Source organism: Haloferax gibbonsii ATCC 33959 (assembly GCF_000336775.1).
GTDB lineage: Archaea > Halobacteriota > Halobacteria > Halobacteriales > Haloferacaceae > Haloferax > Haloferax gibbonsii.
In genome coordinates this window covers 253,576-270,807 of sequence record NZ_AOLJ01000022.1, presented here as the reverse complement: position 1 = coordinate 270,807, position 17,232 = coordinate 253,576, and the positions used below count along the sequence as shown (strand labels likewise).

General features: G+C 68.4%; 17 protein-coding genes and 1 tRNA gene. 9 read left to right on the top strand and 9 right to left on the bottom strand.

Features of this window, described 5'->3' with window-relative positions:
- Positions 1–825: 825 nt before the first annotated feature.
- Positions 826–900 (bottom strand) — tRNA-Arg (locus C454_RS15210).
- 94 nt (positions 901–994) lie between these two features.
- On the opposite strand from C454_RS15210, the gene C454_RS15205 reads away from it, so the two are divergent.
- From C454_RS15205 to C454_RS15195, 3 genes are all read left to right on the top strand, one after another.
- The gene (locus tag C454_RS15205; RefSeq protein WP_004977074.1) at positions 995–1,849 is read left to right on the top strand and encodes a geranylgeranylglycerol-phosphate geranylgeranyltransferase; all 855 of its coding nucleotides are present in this window, start codon (positions 995–997) and stop codon (positions 1,847–1,849) included.
- Between the two features lie 187 nt (positions 1,850–2,036).
- Positions 2,037–2,648 (top strand): RAD55 family ATPase, encoded by a 612-nt coding sequence (locus C454_RS15200; RefSeq protein WP_004977073.1) that lies wholly within the window; start codon positions 2,037–2,039, stop codon positions 2,646–2,648.
- Positions 2,649–2,733: 85 nt separating this feature from the next.
- On the top strand, positions 2,734–3,153 hold the full coding sequence (locus C454_RS15195; protein ID WP_004977072.1) for a CoA-binding protein: 420 nt from the start codon (positions 2,734–2,736) through the stop codon (positions 3,151–3,153).
- A gap of 51 nt (positions 3,154–3,204) precedes the next feature.
- Here C454_RS15195 and C454_RS15190 read toward each other — a convergent pair whose 3' ends face one another.
- The 5 genes from C454_RS15190 to C454_RS15170 form a co-directional block, all read right to left on the bottom strand.
- On the bottom strand, positions 3,205–4,185 hold the full coding sequence (locus C454_RS15190; protein ID WP_004977071.1) for a PLP-dependent cysteine synthase family protein: 981 nt from the start codon (positions 4,183–4,185) through the stop codon (positions 3,205–3,207).
- A gap of 187 nt (positions 4,186–4,372) precedes the next feature.
- A complete protein-coding gene (locus tag C454_RS15185) occupies positions 4,373–4,711 on the bottom strand; it encodes a DUF5798 family protein (RefSeq protein ID WP_004977070.1) in 339 nt (112 codons plus the stop codon).
- 96 nt (positions 4,712–4,807) lie between these two features.
- Positions 4,808–5,866: an ABC transporter permease gene (locus tag C454_RS15180; RefSeq protein WP_004977069.1), complete on the bottom strand. Its 1,059-nt coding sequence runs from the start codon at positions 5,864–5,866 to the stop codon at positions 4,808–4,810.
- A complete protein-coding gene (locus C454_RS15175; protein WP_004977068.1) occupies positions 5,859–7,718 on the bottom strand; it encodes an ABC transporter permease family protein in 1,860 nt (619 codons plus the stop codon). The genes C454_RS15180 and C454_RS15175 overlap by 8 nt, the downstream gene beginning before the upstream one ends.
- On the bottom strand, positions 7,715–8,707 hold the full coding sequence (locus C454_RS15170) for an ABC transporter ATP-binding protein (RefSeq protein ID WP_004977067.1): 993 nt from the start codon (positions 8,705–8,707) through the stop codon (positions 7,715–7,717). The genes C454_RS15175 and C454_RS15170 overlap by 4 nt, the downstream gene beginning before the upstream one ends.
- A gap of 111 nt (positions 8,708–8,818) precedes the next feature.
- Between C454_RS15170 and C454_RS15165 the strand changes: the two genes are divergently transcribed.
- Entirely contained in the window at positions 8,819–9,073 is a 255-nt protein-coding gene (locus C454_RS15165) for a hypothetical protein (protein WP_004977066.1), read from the top strand.
- On the opposite strand, the gene C454_RS15160 is transcribed toward C454_RS15165, so the two are convergent.
- Positions 9,070–9,930 (bottom strand): 3-hydroxyacyl-CoA dehydrogenase family protein, encoded by an 861-nt coding sequence (locus tag C454_RS15160; RefSeq protein WP_004977065.1) that lies wholly within the window; start codon positions 9,928–9,930, stop codon positions 9,070–9,072. The genes C454_RS15165 and C454_RS15160 overlap by 4 nt on opposite strands.
- Positions 9,931–10,054: 124 nt before the next feature.
- On the opposite strand from C454_RS15160, the gene C454_RS15155 reads away from it, so the two are divergent.
- The 4 genes from C454_RS15155 to C454_RS15140 all read left to right on the top strand — a co-directional run bounded on the left by C454_RS15155 (position 10,055) and on the right by C454_RS15140 (position 14,683).
- Positions 10,055–10,984, top strand: coding sequence for a helix-hairpin-helix domain-containing protein (locus tag C454_RS15155; RefSeq protein ID WP_004977064.1), 930 nt, complete (start codon positions 10,055–10,057; stop codon positions 10,982–10,984).
- 302 nt (positions 10,985–11,286) lie between these two features.
- Positions 11,287–12,180 (top strand): class 1 fructose-bisphosphatase, encoded by an 894-nt coding sequence (locus tag C454_RS15150; RefSeq protein ID WP_004977061.1) that lies wholly within the window; start codon positions 11,287–11,289, stop codon positions 12,178–12,180.
- Positions 12,181–12,388: 208 nt separating this feature from the next.
- Positions 12,389–14,134 carry an acyl-CoA carboxylase subunit beta gene (locus tag C454_RS15145; RefSeq protein ID WP_004977059.1) on the top strand — a complete coding sequence of 582 codons (1,746 nt, stop codon included), beginning with the start codon at positions 12,389–12,391 and terminating at the stop codon, positions 14,132–14,134.
- A gap of 189 nt (positions 14,135–14,323) precedes the next feature.
- Positions 14,324–14,683, top strand: a complete 360-nt coding sequence (locus C454_RS15140; RefSeq protein WP_004977058.1) for a DUF5658 family protein — start codon at positions 14,324–14,326, stop codon at positions 14,681–14,683.
- On the opposite strand, the gene C454_RS15135 is transcribed toward C454_RS15140, so the two are convergent.
- Together C454_RS15135 and C454_RS15130 are read right to left on the bottom strand one after the other, a co-directional pair.
- The gene (locus C454_RS15135; RefSeq protein ID WP_004977055.1) at positions 14,667–15,122 is read right to left on the bottom strand and encodes a DoxX family membrane protein; all 456 of its coding nucleotides are present in this window, start codon (positions 15,120–15,122) and stop codon (positions 14,667–14,669) included. The two genes, C454_RS15140 and C454_RS15135, sit on opposite strands and share 17 nt — an antisense overlap.
- Positions 15,123–15,223: 101 nt before the next feature.
- Positions 15,224–15,781 (bottom strand): MaoC family dehydratase, encoded by a 558-nt coding sequence (locus C454_RS15130; protein ID WP_338072491.1) that lies wholly within the window; start codon positions 15,779–15,781, stop codon positions 15,224–15,226.
- A gap of 127 nt (positions 15,782–15,908) precedes the next feature.
- Between C454_RS15130 and gdhB the strand changes: the two genes are divergently transcribed.
- Positions 15,909–17,195: a glutamate dehydrogenase GdhB gene (gene gdhB, locus C454_RS15125; protein WP_004977053.1), complete on the top strand. Its 1,287-nt coding sequence runs from the start codon at positions 15,909–15,911 to the stop codon at positions 17,193–17,195.
- Positions 17,196–17,232 lie beyond the last annotated feature (37 nt).

Below are 17,232 nucleotides of genomic sequence, written 5' to 3'. Positions count from 1 at the left end.
CGTACGCGGTCCCGGTCGCGCCCGCGGAGTTCGAGGTCGTCGTCCGGGTCTGCCGGGTCGTACCCGTAGGCCAGCAGGCCGAGGTCGCCCAGGTAATCCACGAGGTAGGTATCTTTACATCGGTCTGGGCGGAGCCGAGAGTCCCACACGCCGGCGATTTCGGACGATGAGCGTTTTCCGACGCTCATCTATCTCCCCGAGAGACCGCACGCGCCGCTGGTAAGTCATGAGCGCCGGGGGCGCGGGTGCCCGCGTTACTCACGCGAACCCCCGTCTGTGCGGATGAAATCGCTCAGACGGCACTGGGCCTTACCGCCACTCGTTCGAGGCCCGCGGCCGCGGGCCTCGTGCGGACCGGCTTCCGGGTCAGGGGCAAGCCCCTGCTTCCGGCCGCTTCGGGCGGACTGGGACCCGCCCTCCGCTGTTCCGGTCCTTGCGGTGGTTTCTGCAGCCAGTTGGTGCGCCCACAGGAGCGAGGTGAGTCGGTGGTCCCGAATCTCGTCCTCGATGGCGGGGATGCGCGCGCAGTCTTTGCACTCGCGCATCTTCGCGGCGCGCTCAGCGTGGTCGACGAGACACCAGGCTTTGCAGCTGCCGCAGACGTAGCGGACGTACCGCCATAGATGTCTCTCGCGACGAACGTGAGACATCTACCATGCACCCCTCTTGGCTTCTAATTTCGCCCGACAGCGGCGACCCGTTGCATGGGAGCTGAGGGAATAATTTTCTCGGTGATTTTGAGAAAACGCCGATTTGGCCGATATCGACGGCGTAGAGCCGTCTCGCGGCTTTTTAATTTCGGCCTCGAAGGCCCTAAATTTTGGATGGGCGCTGCAGGATTTGAACCCACGGCAACTTGGTCCGAAGCCAAGCACTCTGTCCAGACTGAGCTAAGCGCCCTACATGACTTCGTCTGTCGTGGATTGTTTTAAATGGATTGATTCGAGGCGGCGACTCCGCGCGATTTATACCCGACCTCCGAACAGTACGGGGTATGTCTCTCGGTACGCGAGCGCGCGGGTTCGCCGAACTCACCCGACCGGGAAACGCCGTCGCCGCCGGCGTCCTCACGTTCACCGGGGCGTTCGTCGCCGGGGCGTCCCCGAGCGACGCGCTCGTCGTCGTCGCGGCGATGCTCGCCACCGTGTTCGCCACGGGCGCGGGCAACGCCATCAACGACTACTTCGACCGCGATATCGACCGCATCAACCGCCCCGACCGGCCGATTCCGCGCGGCGCGGTGACCGCGACCGAGGCGAAGTGGTTCAGCGTCGCGCTGTTCGGCGGGGCGGTCGTCTCGGCGTTCGTCCTCCCGGTCGTCGCCATCGCCATCGCCGTCGTCAACCTCGTCGCGCTCCTCGCGTACACGGAGTTCTTCAAGGGTCTCCCGGGTGTCGGCAACGTCGTCGTCGCCGCACTCACCGGCTCGACGTTCCTCTTCGGCGGCGCGGCCATCGGCGAGCCGTTGGGCGCGGTCGTCCTCTGTGTACTCGCCGCGCTGGCGACGCTGACCCGCGAAATCGTCAAAGACGTGGAGGACATCGGCGGCGACAGGGAAGAGGGACTGCGGACGCTTCCCATCGTCGTCGGCGAGAAGGCGTCGTTGTGGCTCGGCGCGGTCGTCTTGGTCGTGGCCGTCGCCGCGAGCGCGGTGCCGTTCGTCTGGGGCGGGTTCGGGCTGGCGTACCTCGGAATCGTCGCCCCCGCCGACGCGGTCATGCTCGCGGCCGCGGTTCGGTCGTTCGCCGACCCGGCCGCGGCGCAGCGCCGACTCAAATACGGGATGTTTTTAGCGGCGTTCGCCTTCATCGTCGGACGGGCGACGGCGCAGACTGGAGGAACCATATAAATGTATGCGGACGAACAATCGGTCGGATTCCGGGGAACGCGCCGACGAGCGGGGAGCGTTCTATCCGCCAATCAAAAAGAATATTACCGGCTCACCGCATGGTCGTACTATCCGATGACCCTCGGCGAGCGGAAGCGTCACGCGATTGCGTTCCTCGGAGTCGATACCGTCGAACCGAGGTACCCGCATGTATAAGCTAGGCGCTGACCTCGACGTCGAGGTCGAACCGGGCACGAACCTCCTTCTCGTCGGGCCGCCGCTGACCGGCAAGCGCTCGCTGGCGCTCGACATCCTCGCCGAGGGCACCCGAAACGGCGAGGGCGCGGTTATCGTCACGACCAAAGACGGCGCGGACCGCATCCTCAACGACTTCGGCAAGCGACTCGACTACGAGGGCAAACCCGTCGCGGTCGTCGACTGCGTCACGAAACAGCAGGGCGTCGGCGAGGTCCGCGACGACGAGCGAATCCGATACACGTCGTCGCCGGTCGACATGACCGGAATCGGAATCAAGCTCTCGGAGATTCTCCAGGAGTACTACCAGGACCGCGGTCTGCCGGAGAACCGCATCATGCTCCACTCGCTGTCGACGCTCCTGATGTACGCCGACCTCCAGACCGTCTTCCGGTTCCTCCACGTGTTCACCGGCCGCATCCAGAGCGTCGGCGGCCTCGGCCTGTTCACCATCGACGCCGACGCCCACGACGACCGGACGATGAACACCATCAAACAGCTCTTCGACGGCATCATCACGACTCACGAGGACGCGCCGCCGGACATCCGCATCGCGGACCACTAAGTCGTATCCCCGATTCCGGACTGGGACGGCGGCCGCGCCGCACAGCCGCCCGAGATTTTTATCCGCAGCCGGTCACGTCGTAGGTATGCCCATCACCAGCGACGACGACATCCGCGGGCTGTTCGACGCCGAGACCATCGCGGTCGTCGGCTGTTCGGCCACGCCCGGCAAGCCCGCCCACGACGTCCCGGCGTACATGCAGCGCCACGGCTACCGCGTCGTTCCGGTCAACCCCTTCCACGACGAAATCCTCGGCGAGACGGCGTACGACTCGCTCGCCGACGTGGACGAGAAAATCGACCTCGTGGACGTGTTCCGGCCGTCCGAGGAAGCGGGCGACATCGTCGATGCCGCGATCGAGCGCGCCGACGCCCGCGGCGACGTGGCGGCCGTCTGGCTCCAACTCGGCATCAGCGACGACGACGCGGCCGCCCGCGCCGAGGAGGCGGGGCTCTCGTTCGTCCAGGACAAGTGCTTCAAGGTCGAACACTCGCGGCTCGCCTGAGCGGACGGCGGAGCGACGAGTCGGCCTGAGACGGCCGCTGAACCGCCGTTTTCACCCTTCCCACGACTCGAAGTCGCCGTAGACGCCCTTCGAGAGGTATCGCTCCGAGGAGTCGGGGAAGACGGTGACGACGGCGTCGTACGGGAGGTCGAGGTCGCCGGCGGCGGCGCGCTCGGCCACGTCGACGGCGGCCAGCGAGTTGGCGGCGGCGCTCGACGCGACGAGGTGGCCCTCCTCGGCGGCGAGGCGCTGCATCTCGTCGTGGGTGTCGCGGTCGGCGATTTGGACGATTTCGTCCACCAGCTCGGGGTCGAACAGCTCGTTCGTCGCGGGGTCGTGCGTCCCGATGCCCTCGGTCTTGTACGACGCCTCCGCCACGTCGCGGCCGTGGAGCCGGGCGTAGAGCGAGCCCTCGGGTTCCACCGCGGTGACGAACGTGTCCTCGTGGTGCTCACGGCCGTACCGCGCCATCCCCATGAGCGTGCCCGCGGTGCCGCAGCCGGCGACGAGCGCGCCGACCTCGCCGTCGAGGGCGTCGTAAATCTCGGGCGCGGTCGTCTCGTAGTGCGCCTCGGGGTTGAGCGGGTTTGAGAACTGCTGGGGGACGACGGCGTCGTCGAGTTCGTCGGCGAGCTTGTGCGCGCGGTCGATAGCGCCGCCCATCCCGTCTTCGGTGGGCGTGTTCACCACGTCGGCACCGAGCGCGCGCATGAGCGTCTGTTTTTCCACGCTGAACCGCTCGGGGACGACGAACACCGCGCGGATGCCGAGCTGTCCGGCCGCGACGGCGAAGCCGATGCCGGTGTTGCCGGCGGTCGGCTCGACGATGGTGCCGCCCTCGGGGAGTGCGCCCGATTCGAGCATCCGTTCGAGCATGTACGTCCCGATGCGGTCCTTGACGCTCGCGCCCGGGTTGAACGATTCGAGCTTCGCGTAGACGGGCACCTCGTCGGGCGACGCGTGGACTCTGACGAGCGGCGTCTCGCCGACGGCGTCGAGCACCGAGTCGAGGGGGTCGCGGTGCGTGGTCATACGTGGGCAAAAGTTGCCCCTGGCCCTGAACGTTTTCATCCCGGTTCGTCCCCTCGTCGGCGGGCGACTCGCGGCCGGAGCGACTGACGCCGGTCGAAAACAAAGCGTCGTCTTCGGGACTGGCGGCGGGGCTGCGGCGGGGACGGGATGTCGAAAGAGAACGGAGAGAGACGGAGGGGCGGTCGGATTACGCTTCGTCGGTGGTGTCGCTCGATGCGTCGGCATCGGCGTCGGACGCGTCGGCGGTCGCCTCGGTGTCGTCTCCGGCCGAGCCTTCCTCGGCTTCGGAGATGTGCGCCTGCGCGATTGCGGCGTCGAGGTCGACGCCCTGTTCCTCCGCGATGGCTTCGAGAATCGCCCGCTGTTCGGCGTTCTCGGCTTCGAGTCGGTCGACGCGCGACTTCGTCTCGTTGACCGTCTCGCGGACCTCGACGACCTGCTCGCGCAGTTCGTTGAGCTTCTTGTACACGTCTTCGGCCATCTCTGCGACCTTCTGGAGCTTCTTCGCGGTGCCTCCGAGTGCCATGTGTCGCCTCTCGGACTCGGGGCTTGTACGACTTCCGGTGCGGTGTCACAGGGAGGGCGGGCGGGAACGCCGAGCGCGGAACTGAGAGACGGGGCCTCAGCCGAGTTCGTTCGGGTCCACCCGGTCGACGACGAACCGGAGGCCGACGAGCGCGACGACGCCGACGAAGACGAGCCCCGCGACGGCGACTTTCGCGCCGACCCCCGCCGTCCCGAGCGCCAGCCGCGCGGCCGTGTTCGCGGGGCTCAATGGAAGGAGCGACGTGCCCGCGAAGACGAGGAGCACGCCGATGGAGTACAGGAGTTGGGCGACCCGGCGGTCGGGCGAGGTAATCGCCACCGCCGCGCCGAGCGTGACGACGACGGCCGAGAGCCCGGCGACCATGCCGAACAGCCACGGGACGCTCTCGATGGTCGACCCGTTCAGTTGGAGGAGGAGCATCCACGCCACCGCCTGCACGGGTGCCAGCCCGCCGGCCGCGAGGAGCTTTCCGTCGACGACGGCCGCGAAGCTCACGGGCGCGACCCGCAGGAGTTCGAGCGTCCCGCGGGCCACCTCCTCCGTGAGCGAGTCGACCACCAGCGACCCGGAGATGAACACGGGCAGGAACAGCAACAGCGGGACGAGCACCGTGTAGGTGAAGCCGAAGTACGGGCTCGAATCCGCCGCCGGCGGGAGTGACAGCGGGTCCGTGGCGAGGAACGCGCTCCGCTCCGCGCGTTCGTTGCGCTCCAGTTCGCGGAGCGCGTCGCGGAGGCGGGTGACGACCGCCGTCGTCTCCACGCCCGTGTCGGGCGCGACCGCCGCGACTCGTATCCTGCCGTCCTCGCCCGTAGACGCCGCTAAGACGGCATCGACCTGCCGTTCTTGGAACGCCGTCATCGCGGCCGACGTGGACGAGTACGGCCGCCCGCTGAGTCCGTCTTCCGTCCCGACGGCGCGAAGCAGGTCCTCGACGGCCTCCTCGTCGCCCGTGACGGCCACGTCGACCTGATAGCTCGCCGCGCCGGGGTCGTACAGCGAGACGAGCCCGACGACGAGGAACGACGAGAACGCCGCGACGAACAGCTGGATGGCCAGCGCCAGCACGATGGTCTTTTCCTTGCGGAGACTGCCGAGTTCGCGCCGGGCGATGGCGAGTCGCGGGCTACCCAAGGGCGCTCACCACCTGGAGGTTGTAGACGAGGTGAATCGCGATTGCGCCCGCGAGCGCGACCCCGTAGGCCGAGCGCCCCCGACTCGCCCCGAAGGCGGTCACGCTGGCGGTCACCGCGTGGAGCGCCAGCGGCGCGAGGAACAGGCCGAGCACGACGAGGGCGCTCACGCCGGTCCCGTCGCCGATACCGACGCCGGAGGGCGCGAAGGCGGTCTGCCCGAGCGTGAGCGACTGCAACCCGGCGAGTTGGGCGATGGCGGTGAACTTCTCGCCGACGAAAAAGCCGAGTCCCGAGAGCCCGCCGAGGACGAGCGACGACCGGAGCGTCCGGGAAAAGCGCGCCTTCTCGAAGGCGGCGAGGACGTGGAGGCTCTTGGCCAACTCCTCGATGACCGCGACCGCGAGGAGAATCATCGGGACGGTCAGGTCCACCGGGAGGACGAACAGCACCGCGATGGCCAGCAGTTCGGCGATGAAGACGAACGGAATCGACAGCGCCGAGAGGGTCGCCACGGAGCGCGCCCGCGAGATGCGACTGTCGAGCGCGTCGAGGAACTTCAGCGGGACCGGCCGCTGGGTGAACATGTCCTCCTCGCGGTAGACGCCGACGCCGAGGAGGAACAGCACGCCCGCGGCGAGGAGAATCGGCCCGACCGAAAACAGGAACTCGCCGAGCGGAATCGACTCGCCGGCGAGGTCGCGGACGACGAGCGTCAGCGGCGAGATGAGCGCGATGGGCGTGACGTTCGTGAAGATGGCCGGGACGAACGTGTACGTCGTCAGGAACACCGACACCGTCACCGTGACGAACGTGAGTTCCTTGAACGAGCGGGCGAACATCGCGCCGACGAACGTCGACGCGAGAAACAGGAGGCCGATGGGGACGACCGCCGCCACCGAGACGACGCCGCCGCCGACCGCGGCCGCGATGGCGATAGTTATCGCGACCGTGCCGAGCAGGTACGGGAGCGTCTTGCCGGCGACGATGTCGCCCGGCGAGATGGGCGCGACGAGGAGCAGTTCGCCGCGGCGGTTGATGCGCTCGTTGAGGATGCTCGACCCGTAGGCCTGAATCACGAAGTTCATCGGCACGAGGAAGGCGAATGCGAGGACGAGCGAGGCGAAGGGGAACGGCGGGCTGATGCTCGCCGGCGACCCGCTGGTGTCGCCGCCGAAGAGGCTCGCCATCCCGCCGAACGACGGGGCGTCGACGCCGCCGTCGTCGGCCGCGGCGGCGTCCGAAGCGTCGGGTCCGTCGGCGGCCGAGTCACCCGCGGTGTCGCCGTCGGTGGTTCCGCTTCCGGTTCCGGCGTCGGTTCCGCCCCCGCCGCCGGTACCGGCGTCACCGCTCCCACCTGCGCCGCCGTCGACGCGGCTTCCGGCCGGGACGAGCGCGGCGCGCTCGCGGTACTGGAGGTCGACGACGACCGGGAACGCCGCGGACTGGTTCTCCTCGCGGGCCATCTGTCGCTCGTTGTACGACTGGACCGCGTCGCGGAACGCGCTGTAGGCGGCCCGACCGGTCTGCGTGTCCGCGACCGAGATGTGCGTCTCGCTGACGACGAGTTCGACGTTCGGGTCCGAGACGGGTCGCGGGTCGAGCGTGGACGACTGGTCCACGGCGTCGTAGTAGGGACTGTCGCCGGCGATGCCGACGCGGTAGAGGTCGCGGTCGAGCGCGACCCCGCCGCCGGCCGCCCCGGCCGCGATGCCGCCGGCGACGAGGACGGCGACCAGTCCGATAACGGCGGTCCGGCGGTCGAGCGTCCCCGCCGAGCGCGACACCTCCCAGCGGGCGATTCGGAGAACGGTCCGGGCGTGTGCGACCAGTCGCGTTCGGAGGTCGGTCACGACTGCCCGTTACCTCCGGGGGCGCGCTGTCCGTGCTCACCGGCGACGCCCTCCCCGCCAGCGGCCCGTCCGCGACCGCCCTCGGCCTCGCTCGTCGTCGGCGCTTCGCGGGCGAGTCGGAGGAAGATGTCCTCCAGCGACGCCTCGTCGGTTCGGATGTCGGCGACGCGGCCGCCGGCGGCCTCGGCCGCCTCGCGGAGCGACTCGACGGCCGCCATCTCGTCGACGACGGCGACGTGGCGCTCCTCGCCTTCGCCTCCGACCTCGTCGTCCGCGGGCAGGGTCTCCGGGAGCGGCACGGTCGTGAAGACGCGGTAGGTCGTCTCGCCGTGTTCCGCGCGAATCTCGGGGACCGTCCCGCGGGCGATGATTTCGCCGCGGTTCATGATGACCACGCGGTCGCAGATGGACTCGACGTGAAAGAGGTTGTGCGCGCTGAAGACGACGGTCTTGTCCTCGTCGCGGAGCTCGCGGACGAACTCCAAGACGACGTTCGTCGTCAGGGGGTCGAGGCCGCTGGCCGGTTCGTCGTAGATGAGCAGGTCGGGGTCGTTGACGAGCGACCGGGCGATGGCGACCTTGCGCTTCATCCCCTTCGACATGTCGCCGAGCCGGCGGTCGCGGTATTCGAGGTCGAGGCGGTCGAGCACCGCGCCGGTTCGCTCGTCGGCCACGTCGCGGGGCACGTCGTAGAGGTCGGCGAAGAATCGGAGGTACGACCGCGCGGTCATGTCCTCGTACAGCGGTGACTCCTCGGGGAGAAAGCCGAGTTTGCGCCGCATCGCCGGCTCCTCGGGGTCGTATCCGAGCACCGACGCCGACCCGCCGGTCGGTTCGACGAGCCCGGCGAGCATCTTCAGCGTCGTCGTCTTCCCCGCGCCGTTGGGGCCGACGATGCCGAACACCTCGCCCGACTCGACCGAGAAATCGCTTCCCACGACGGCGGGGAAGTCGCCGTAGGTCTTCCGCAGGTTCTCGACCGTAATCATTGAGAGACCTTCACGCGGGACGGGATAAAAGGGTTCGCGCGGGATTTCAGGTTTGATAGCCTTCTCCTTCGCGGGGCAACAGTTTCGTCTCCTCGCGGTCAAGGTGAGCGTATGCCCGCAGACGACTTCCTCTCGCCGTCGTTCGTCCTCTTCGTCGGCGGATTCGTCGCCGCCGTGTTCCTCTTCGGCGCGCTCATCGCCTTCGTCGCCGCCGCCGGGTCACAGACCGTCGAAGGGTTGGCGCTGGCGCTGGCTGGGCTGGGCGGGCTGTTTCTGGTCGCGGGAGCGGTCGGTGCCGGTGTGATGCGCTATCGCCGCGGTTCGGATTCGGCGTCGAAGACGGCGGCGACCGGAGAGCGCCGTTAGTCGTACTCGTAGAAGCCCTTGCCCGTCTTCTTGCCGAGGTCGCCCGCCGCGACCTTTCGCTTGAGCAGGTACGCCGGCTTGTAGCGGTCGCCGAGTTCCTCGAACAGCGTCTCGGAGGCGTCCAGACAGATGTCGAGGCCGATGTGGTCCGCGAGGGTGAGCGGGCCCATCGGGACGTTCGTGCCGAGGGTCATGCCGCGGTCGATGTCCTCCTTGGAGGCGACGCCCTCGTCGTAGGCGCGGATGCCCTCGTTGAGCCACGGCATGAGGATGCGGTTGGTGACGAAGCCGGGCTTGTCGTCGGACTCCCACGTCTCCTTGCCGAGGTCCTCGGAGAAGTCGTGGGCGAAGGCGACGACCTCGTCGTCGGTCTTCTCGCCGCGGACGACCTCGACGCCCTTCATAATCGGGACGGGGTTCATGAAGTGGAGGCCGACGACGAGTTCGGGGCGCTCGGTCGCGGCCGCGATGGTCGTGATAGAGAGCGTGCTGGTGTTGGTCGCCAGCACGACGCCCTCGGGGACGATGTCGTCGAGGTCGGCGAAGACCTCGCGTTTCACGTCCATGTTCTCGACGGCCGCCTCGACCACGAGGTCGCAGTCGGCGAGGTCCGCGAGCTCGGTCGTCCCCGAGATGCGCCCCTTGGTCGCGTCGGCCTCCGCCGCGGTCAGTTTCTCCTTCGAGACGAACCGCGAGAGGCTGTCGTCGATGGCCGACAGGCCGCGTTCGACGTACTCCGCTTCGAGGTCGCGCATGACCACGTCGTAGCCGGCCATCGCGGCCACCTGCGCGATGCCGTTGCCCATCGTTCCCGCGCCGACGACGCCCACCGTGTCGATATCTTCGGTATCGTACATGTCCGGTTCTGCGCGAGGTGGGGAGGTAAAACTTGCCGATGCGTTCGGAATAGTGACAGACTCGTGACTTTCACGGGAAGACTCAAGTCGGGCGCAAGAATGGGGATATGCAACGGTGACTGGGGTGAACGACGCCGGCAGATACGACGAAGACGACGCGGGCGGGGACGGAGGGGAAGCCGTCTCGGACGCGCGCCGGAGCGACGGCGAGGGCACGAACCGGGCAACCGAGGCGGACGAGGCGAGCGAGGCGGACGAGGGGCCGTCGAACCCCGACGAGGCGCTGACGCACCTGCTCAGACCGCGGGGTCGACGCGCGAGCGACGCCGTGCCGACCGAGCTACAGGACCTGAAGTACGTCGGCCCGGCGACGGCCGAATCCCTCGCCGAGTCGAACATCGACGTGGACGCTATCGTCGACGGCGAGGTGTGCTACCGCGACCTCGTCGCCGCCGGGACGAACCCCGGCGTCGCGGCGAAGATTCGGCGCTGGCACTCGCTTTCGTGGTCGTTCAACTCCGGCGACGACCTCGACCGACGCTCCTCGCAGGTTCGCGGGCTGGGCGACGACGAGCGCGCGTGGGTCGCCGCGAGTTCGGGTGACTGGGACGCCACCGACGAGGCAGGTACCGGTGACGACGAGCGCGACGCCGGCGATTGGACCCCGAGCGGAACGGAGGCGGCGGGGTCGAACGGGCCAGCGCGGGACGGAGACTGGACGCCGTCGGGATCGGACGACGGCGCGGAAGCGCGCTCGGAGCCGACGACGTCGGGCGACTGGACACCGAGCGGGGCAGAGGCGGCGGACGCGTCAGCCGACGGCTCGGGAGACGCGCTCGCGGCCGAGGCGGCGTGGCGCGAGCGGTCGAAGCCGAAGTCGCTGACGACGCTCGCGGGCGTCGGCGAGGACGACGCGGAACTGCTCGCCGAGGCGGGCGTCCGCTCCGTCAGGCGACTCGCCACCGCGGACCCGGAACACGTCGCCGACGCCCTCCGAATCGACCCGACCGTCGTCAGCGCGTGGAAGGCGCAGGCGCGCGACGCGATGGAGTGAGCGTCCCGCCCCGCACGTCCCGAATTTTTACTATCTGAGTAGTAATTTTCATTCGGAGAATCATTTCCCGTAATATTTCGTTACGAACCCCATAACGGACGAATTCGGCAATATCTCCTAAACCACATTAGACGCAGATTTTATATAGGTAGTTACACCACTTTGAATCAGATGATGCCCGGCTCCGACACGGCCGTCGACTCCCCGCAGACGGTATCTCCCGCCCCGACGACGCTCGGGGAACGCTCCCGCCTCGCCGACGATTCACGCCCGACTCGCCGACGCTCCGAGGGGTGGGCCTGATGGCGACGACGGACATCAACACCGCCGACACCGCCCGCGACGTGCGGACCATCGACGGCGTGGTCGACGTCATCGCGACCACCGCGCCCGAGATTCGAACCGGTCTTCCCGGCCGCCGCGTCACCGCCGAGGACGAGAACCCGAGCGGCGAGACGCAGATGGCCGCCGACGTGTTCGCCGACGACCTCCTCTGCGAGCGCATCGGCGCGCTCGAGGGCGTCGGCGAGTACGCCAGCGAAGAGCGCCCCGAGTCCGTCGACGTGGGAACCGGTCGGCTGTCGGTCGCGGTCGACCCCCTCGACGGCTCGTCGAACCTGAAGCCGAACAACACGATGGGGACCATCTTCGCGGTGTACGAGGCCCCGCTGCCGGCCCACGGCCGCGACCTCGTCGCCGCGGGTTACGTCCTCTACGGCCCCGTCATGACGATGGTCGTCGCCCGCAACGGCACCGTCGACGAGTACGTCATCCACGACGACGCGAGCTACGAACTCGTCCGCGAGGACGTCACCCTCCCCGACGAGGGGTCGGTCTACGGCTTCGGCGGCCGCGTCCCCGACTGGACCGACGACTTCGAGACGTTCGCCCGCGAGGTCGAACAGGACGCCTCGCGCAAGCTCCGCTACGGCGGGTCGATGATCGGCGACGTGAACCAGATTCTCACCTACGGCGGCATCTTCGCGTACCCCACGCTGGAGTCCGCCCCCGAGGGCAAACTCCGCGTCCAGTTCGAGGGCTACCCCATCGGCTACGTCATCGAGACGGCCGGCGGCGCGACCTCCGACGGCGCGAAGTCGCTCCTCGACGTGGACAAGGACGACCTCCACGCGCGGACCCCGATGTACGTCGGCAACACCGACCTCGTGGCGAAGCTCGAAGCGGCGCTGGACTGACGCGCGGCCGACCCGTCTATTGGCGGGACTAGTCCGCCGACCCCACCGACCGTCCCGAGCGAACCGAAACGACCGGGCACACTCGTTTTCCGCGGACTCCGTCGTCGACAGCGACCGGTCTCCGGCCAGATAGTCGTCGGCCTCCGTTCGCCCGACCGGCAAATCATACATGGAAAACCATTTTGAATACGGTGGTGCATCACCGAGTATGAAGGTCAGAATCGGCGACGGCGCGACCGGCGACGAGGCCGAGGCCATCGCCAGCGCGCTGGCGCGACACCTCGGGACGGACGTGAGCGTCTTCGTCGGCGACGGCGAGGAGGCCGTCGCGGACGCCGAACCGCCCGCGGACACCTTCCCGCTCGACGACGACATGGGACCAACCGAGCGCGAGGAGAAACTCCGCGAGGAAATCGCCGACATCCTCGGCGGCGGCCCCGAGAAGTACAAACAGCGATTGCCGGAGTCCGGCAAACTGTTCGTCCGCGACCGCCTCGACCGCTGGTTCCCGGAGGGACTGAAGTTCGAAGACGGCAAGTTCGCCAACTTCGACTCGTGGCACGAGAACTCCCCCGAGGTCGACGAGGCGGACCCGAACACCCGGCTGCCCGGCGACGGTCTCCTCACGGGTGCCGCCGAGTTCGAGGGTCGCGACCTCCACTTCATGGCCAACGACTTCACCGTCAAGGCCGGGTCGATGGCCCGCCGCGGCGTCGAGAAGTTCCTCCGCATGCAACAGCGGGCGCTCAAGACCGGCAAGCCGGTGCTCTACCTGATGGACTCCTCGGGCGGCCGCATCGACCAGCAGACCGGCTTCTTCGCCAACCGCGAGGGCATCGGGAAGTACTACTACAACCACTCGATGCTCTCGGGGTACGTCCCGCAGATATGCGTCCTCTACGGGCCGTGTATCGCCGGCGCGGCCTACACGCCCGTCTTCGCCGACTTCACCATCATGGTCGAGGGGATGTCCGCGATGGCCATCGCCTCGCCGCGCATGGTGAAGATGGTCACCGGCGAGGAGATATCCATGCAGGACCTCGGCGGCGCGCGGATGCACGCCGAGGAGTCCGGCAGCGCCGACCTCGTCGCCCGCGACGAGGCGCACGCCCGCGAACTCGTCTCGCAGCTCGTCACCTACCTCCCCGACAAGGCCGGCGAGAAGCCGCCTCGTTCGGAGCCGAAACCGCCGCGGTACTCGCCCGACGGCATCGACGAACTCATCCCCGAGTCGCCGAACCGCCCCTACGACGCCCACGACCTCATCGAGCGCGCCGTCGACGCGGAGTCCGTGTTCGAACTGAAGCCCGACTACGGCAAGGAAATCGTCACCGCGTTCGCCCGCATCGACGGCCGGCCGGTCGGCATCGTCGCCAACCAGCCGACCGAGCGGTCGGGGGCCATCTTCCCCGACGCCGCCGAGAAGGCCGCGGAGTTCATCTGGACCTGCGACGCCTACGAGATTCCGCTTCTCTACCTCTGCGACACGCCCGGCTTCATGGCCGGCTCGCAGGTCGAAAAGGACGCCATCCTGGAGAAGGGCAAGAAGTTCATCTACGCCACGTCGTCGGCGACGGTGCCCAAACAGACCGTCATCGTGCGGAAGGCCTACGGCGCGGGCATCTACGCCATGGGCGGCCCCGCCTACGACCCGGAGAGCGTCATCGCACTCCCCTCGGGCGAAATCGGCATCATGGGTCCGGAAGCCGCCATCAACGCGGTCTACGCGAACAAGCTCGCCGACATCGACGACCCCGAAGAGCGGGCGCGGATGGAAGACGAACTCCGCGAGGAGTACCGCGAGGACATCGACGCCCACCGGATGGCGAGCGAGGTCGTCATCGACGAAATCGTCCCGCCGTCGAGCCTCCGCGACGAGCTCGTCGCCCGCTTCGAGTTCTACGCCGACGTGGACAAGTCGCTTCCCGACAAGAAGCACGGAACGGTTCTCTGAGCCGACCTCGGCGGTTAATGCTCCGTTTTTCCGGCGGGTAATCTCACGGTAACTGACCTAAGCGGCTCGTACTGAGGACGGTCGGGATGCTACGGACCTCATCGTCGGCCGACTCCCGTTCCGTCCCACTCGGTCCCACCCGACCTGTCACGTCCCGGCTTCGGGGCCGTCGCCTGCCGATAGCCCGCCATGAGCCACGAAGTTCCCCTTCCCGAGACGCCCCGAGCGGCACTCGCACACGCGGTAAGCGACGAGCACGTCCTCTGGACCGTGACGATGCTGGCGTTCGTCCTCGACGTGTTGACGACGCTCTACGGGCTCGGCCGAGGCCTCGCCGAACTGAACCCCGTCGTCCTCGCGCTCATCCCCGCGTTCGGCCCGGTGGGCGCGCTCATCTCGCTGAAGCTCGTCGTCCTCGCGGTCGCGGTCGTCGCGTGGCACGTCCTCCCCGGCCGCTACCGCGGCGCGATTCCCATCGGCGTGGCCGTTCCGTGGGGCGTCGCCGGGCTGATGAACACCCAGCTCATCCTCGTCACGGTGTTCGGGTAGGCCGCCGGAGCGACTCGACCAAGACGGCCCACGCGAGCCCCGCGAGCCCGATGTCGCGGGCGAGCACGTCGCCGAACAGGCCGCCCTCCGCGACGAAGACGACCGCGAGGTAGAGACACGTCGCCGACAGCGAGACGGCCGCGACGGCGCTCGCGAGGGCGGTGTAGCGGTCGGCGACGATGGCCGCGCCGAACCCGACTTCGAGGACGCCGTTTGCGAGCATGAACGTCACCGGCGAGACGACGAGCAGCGGCGCGAGCCACGGGACGACGTAGGCCGACCACGAAAGCGGGTCCAGAAGCTTGTGGACGCCCGCGGCGAACACCATCGCGCCGAGGCCGACCCGGGCGACCGTCATCGGCTCCGGGGCGCGGGCGGCGACCGAAGCGGACCAGTCGGCCGCCGAGGCGGCCCGCGCGGAGAGGCCGTCGAAATCCATGTCCCGGCTAGCGACCCCGGGGAGAAAACGGTGCGGGTGGGTCGCGGAGACGCGGGGCGACGCGCCGTGGCTCGACCCAGCCCGACCCGGCCCGGCCCGGCTCAGGCGTCGTCCGCGTCGGCGGCGAACTCGCGTTTCAGCGACAGCGCCGTCCGCTCGAACTCGCAGACCAGGTCGTCGTCCTGATTGAACATCTCGACTTTCATCGTCACCACGCCGCGCTCGCCGTCGGAGGTCTCGCGCTTGTCGAGGACGGTCGTCTGCGCGCGGAGCGTGTCGCCGTGGAACACCGGGTTCGGGTGGGACACGTCGTCGTAGCTGAGGTTCGCCACGATGGTCCCGTCTGTCGTGTCGGGAACCGAGAGACCGACCGCGAGGCTCATGGTGTAGAGACCGTTGACCAGTCGCTCGCCGAACTGCGAGTCGCCCGCGAACTCGGCGTCGAGGTGGAGCGGCTGCTGGTTCATCGTCATGTCGCAGAAGCGCTGGTTGTCCGACTCCGAGACGGTCCGTCGCTTCTCGTGTTCGATGGTCTGACCGACCTCGAACTCCTCGTAGTACAGCCCGGTCATGGTGAACCGTGTGATAGACCGTGATAAAACCGTGCCGGTCGGCCCTCCGGTGTGACAACTATTGCCCCGAGCGAAACTAGATAACAACCATTATAATTATCCACAATAGAGGATTGCGAAAGCGCCCGATGGCGGCCGATTCGCCGGCCGCGACGGGCGCGGGACAGCGCGTCTGTCTCCCGGCTCAGCCGGCATCCGCCCGGCACGAACCATCATGGCATCCGCAGCACCATCCACCGCGACGGACGACGAACCGACGGAAGAGACAGCCCTCGAGACGGCCCGCCGGCAGCTCGAACGCGCGGCGGCGCACCTCGACGTCGACCCCGGCGTCATCGAGCGGCTCCGACACCCGAATCAGGTCCACCGCGTCTCGGTGCCCCTCGAACGCGACGACGGCTCGACCGCGGTCTACACCGGCTACCGCGCCCAGCACGACAGCGTCCGCGGGCCGTACAAGGGCGGCCTCCGGTTCCACCCCGGCGTGACCGAAGCCGAGTGCATCGGGCTCTCGATGTGGATGACCTGGAAGTGCGCCGTGATGGACCTCCCGTTCGGCGGCGGGAAAGGCGGCATCGTCGTCGACCCCAAGGACCTCTCGACCGACGAGAAAGAGCGGCTCACCCGCCGGTTCGCAGAAGAGCTTCGCCCCTTCATCGGCCCCACGAAGGACATCCCCGCGCCCGACATGGGCACCGACGCCCAGACGATGGCGTGGTTCATGGACGCCTACTCGATGCAGGAAGGCGAGACGACGCCCGGCGTCGTGACGGGGAAGCCGCCTGTGGTCGGCGGGAGCAAGGGCCGCGACACCGCGCCCGGCCGCTCCGTCGCCATCATCGCCCGCGAGGCCATCGACTACCTCGGCTGGGACATCGAAGACACCACCGTCGCGGTCCAAGGGTTCGGGTCCGTCGGCGCGCCCGCAGCGCGCCTCCTCGACGACGAGGGCGCGACCGTCGTCGCCGTCTCCGACGTGAACGGGGCCATCTACGACCCCGACGGCCTCGACACCCGCGACGTGCCGACCCACGAGGAAGAGCCCGAGGCGGTCATGAAGTACGACGCGCCGCGGAAACTCTCGAACGAGGAACTGCTCGAACTCGACGTGGACGTGCTCATCCCGGCGGCCGTCGGGAACGTCCTGACCGCCGAGAACGCCCGCGACGTGCAGGCGAACCTCATCGTCGAGGGCGCGAACGGCCCGACCACCTCCGCCGCGGGCGAAATCTTCGAGGCGCGCGAGCTTCCGGTCGTCCCCGACATCCTCGCCAACGCCGGCGGCGTCACCGTCTCGTACTTCGAGTGGCTGCAGGACCTCAACCACCGCTCGTGGTCGCTCGAACGCGTCCACGACGAACTGGAGACCGAGATGCTCCGCGCGTGGACCGCCGTCCGCGAGCGCGTCGAGGAACACGACGTGACGTGGCGCGACGCCGCCTACATGGTCGCGCTCGAACGCGTCTCCGAGGCCCACGAACACCGCGGCCTCTGGCCCTGAGCCGGGTCGGCGACGAGTCGATATTTCACCGCTCCCC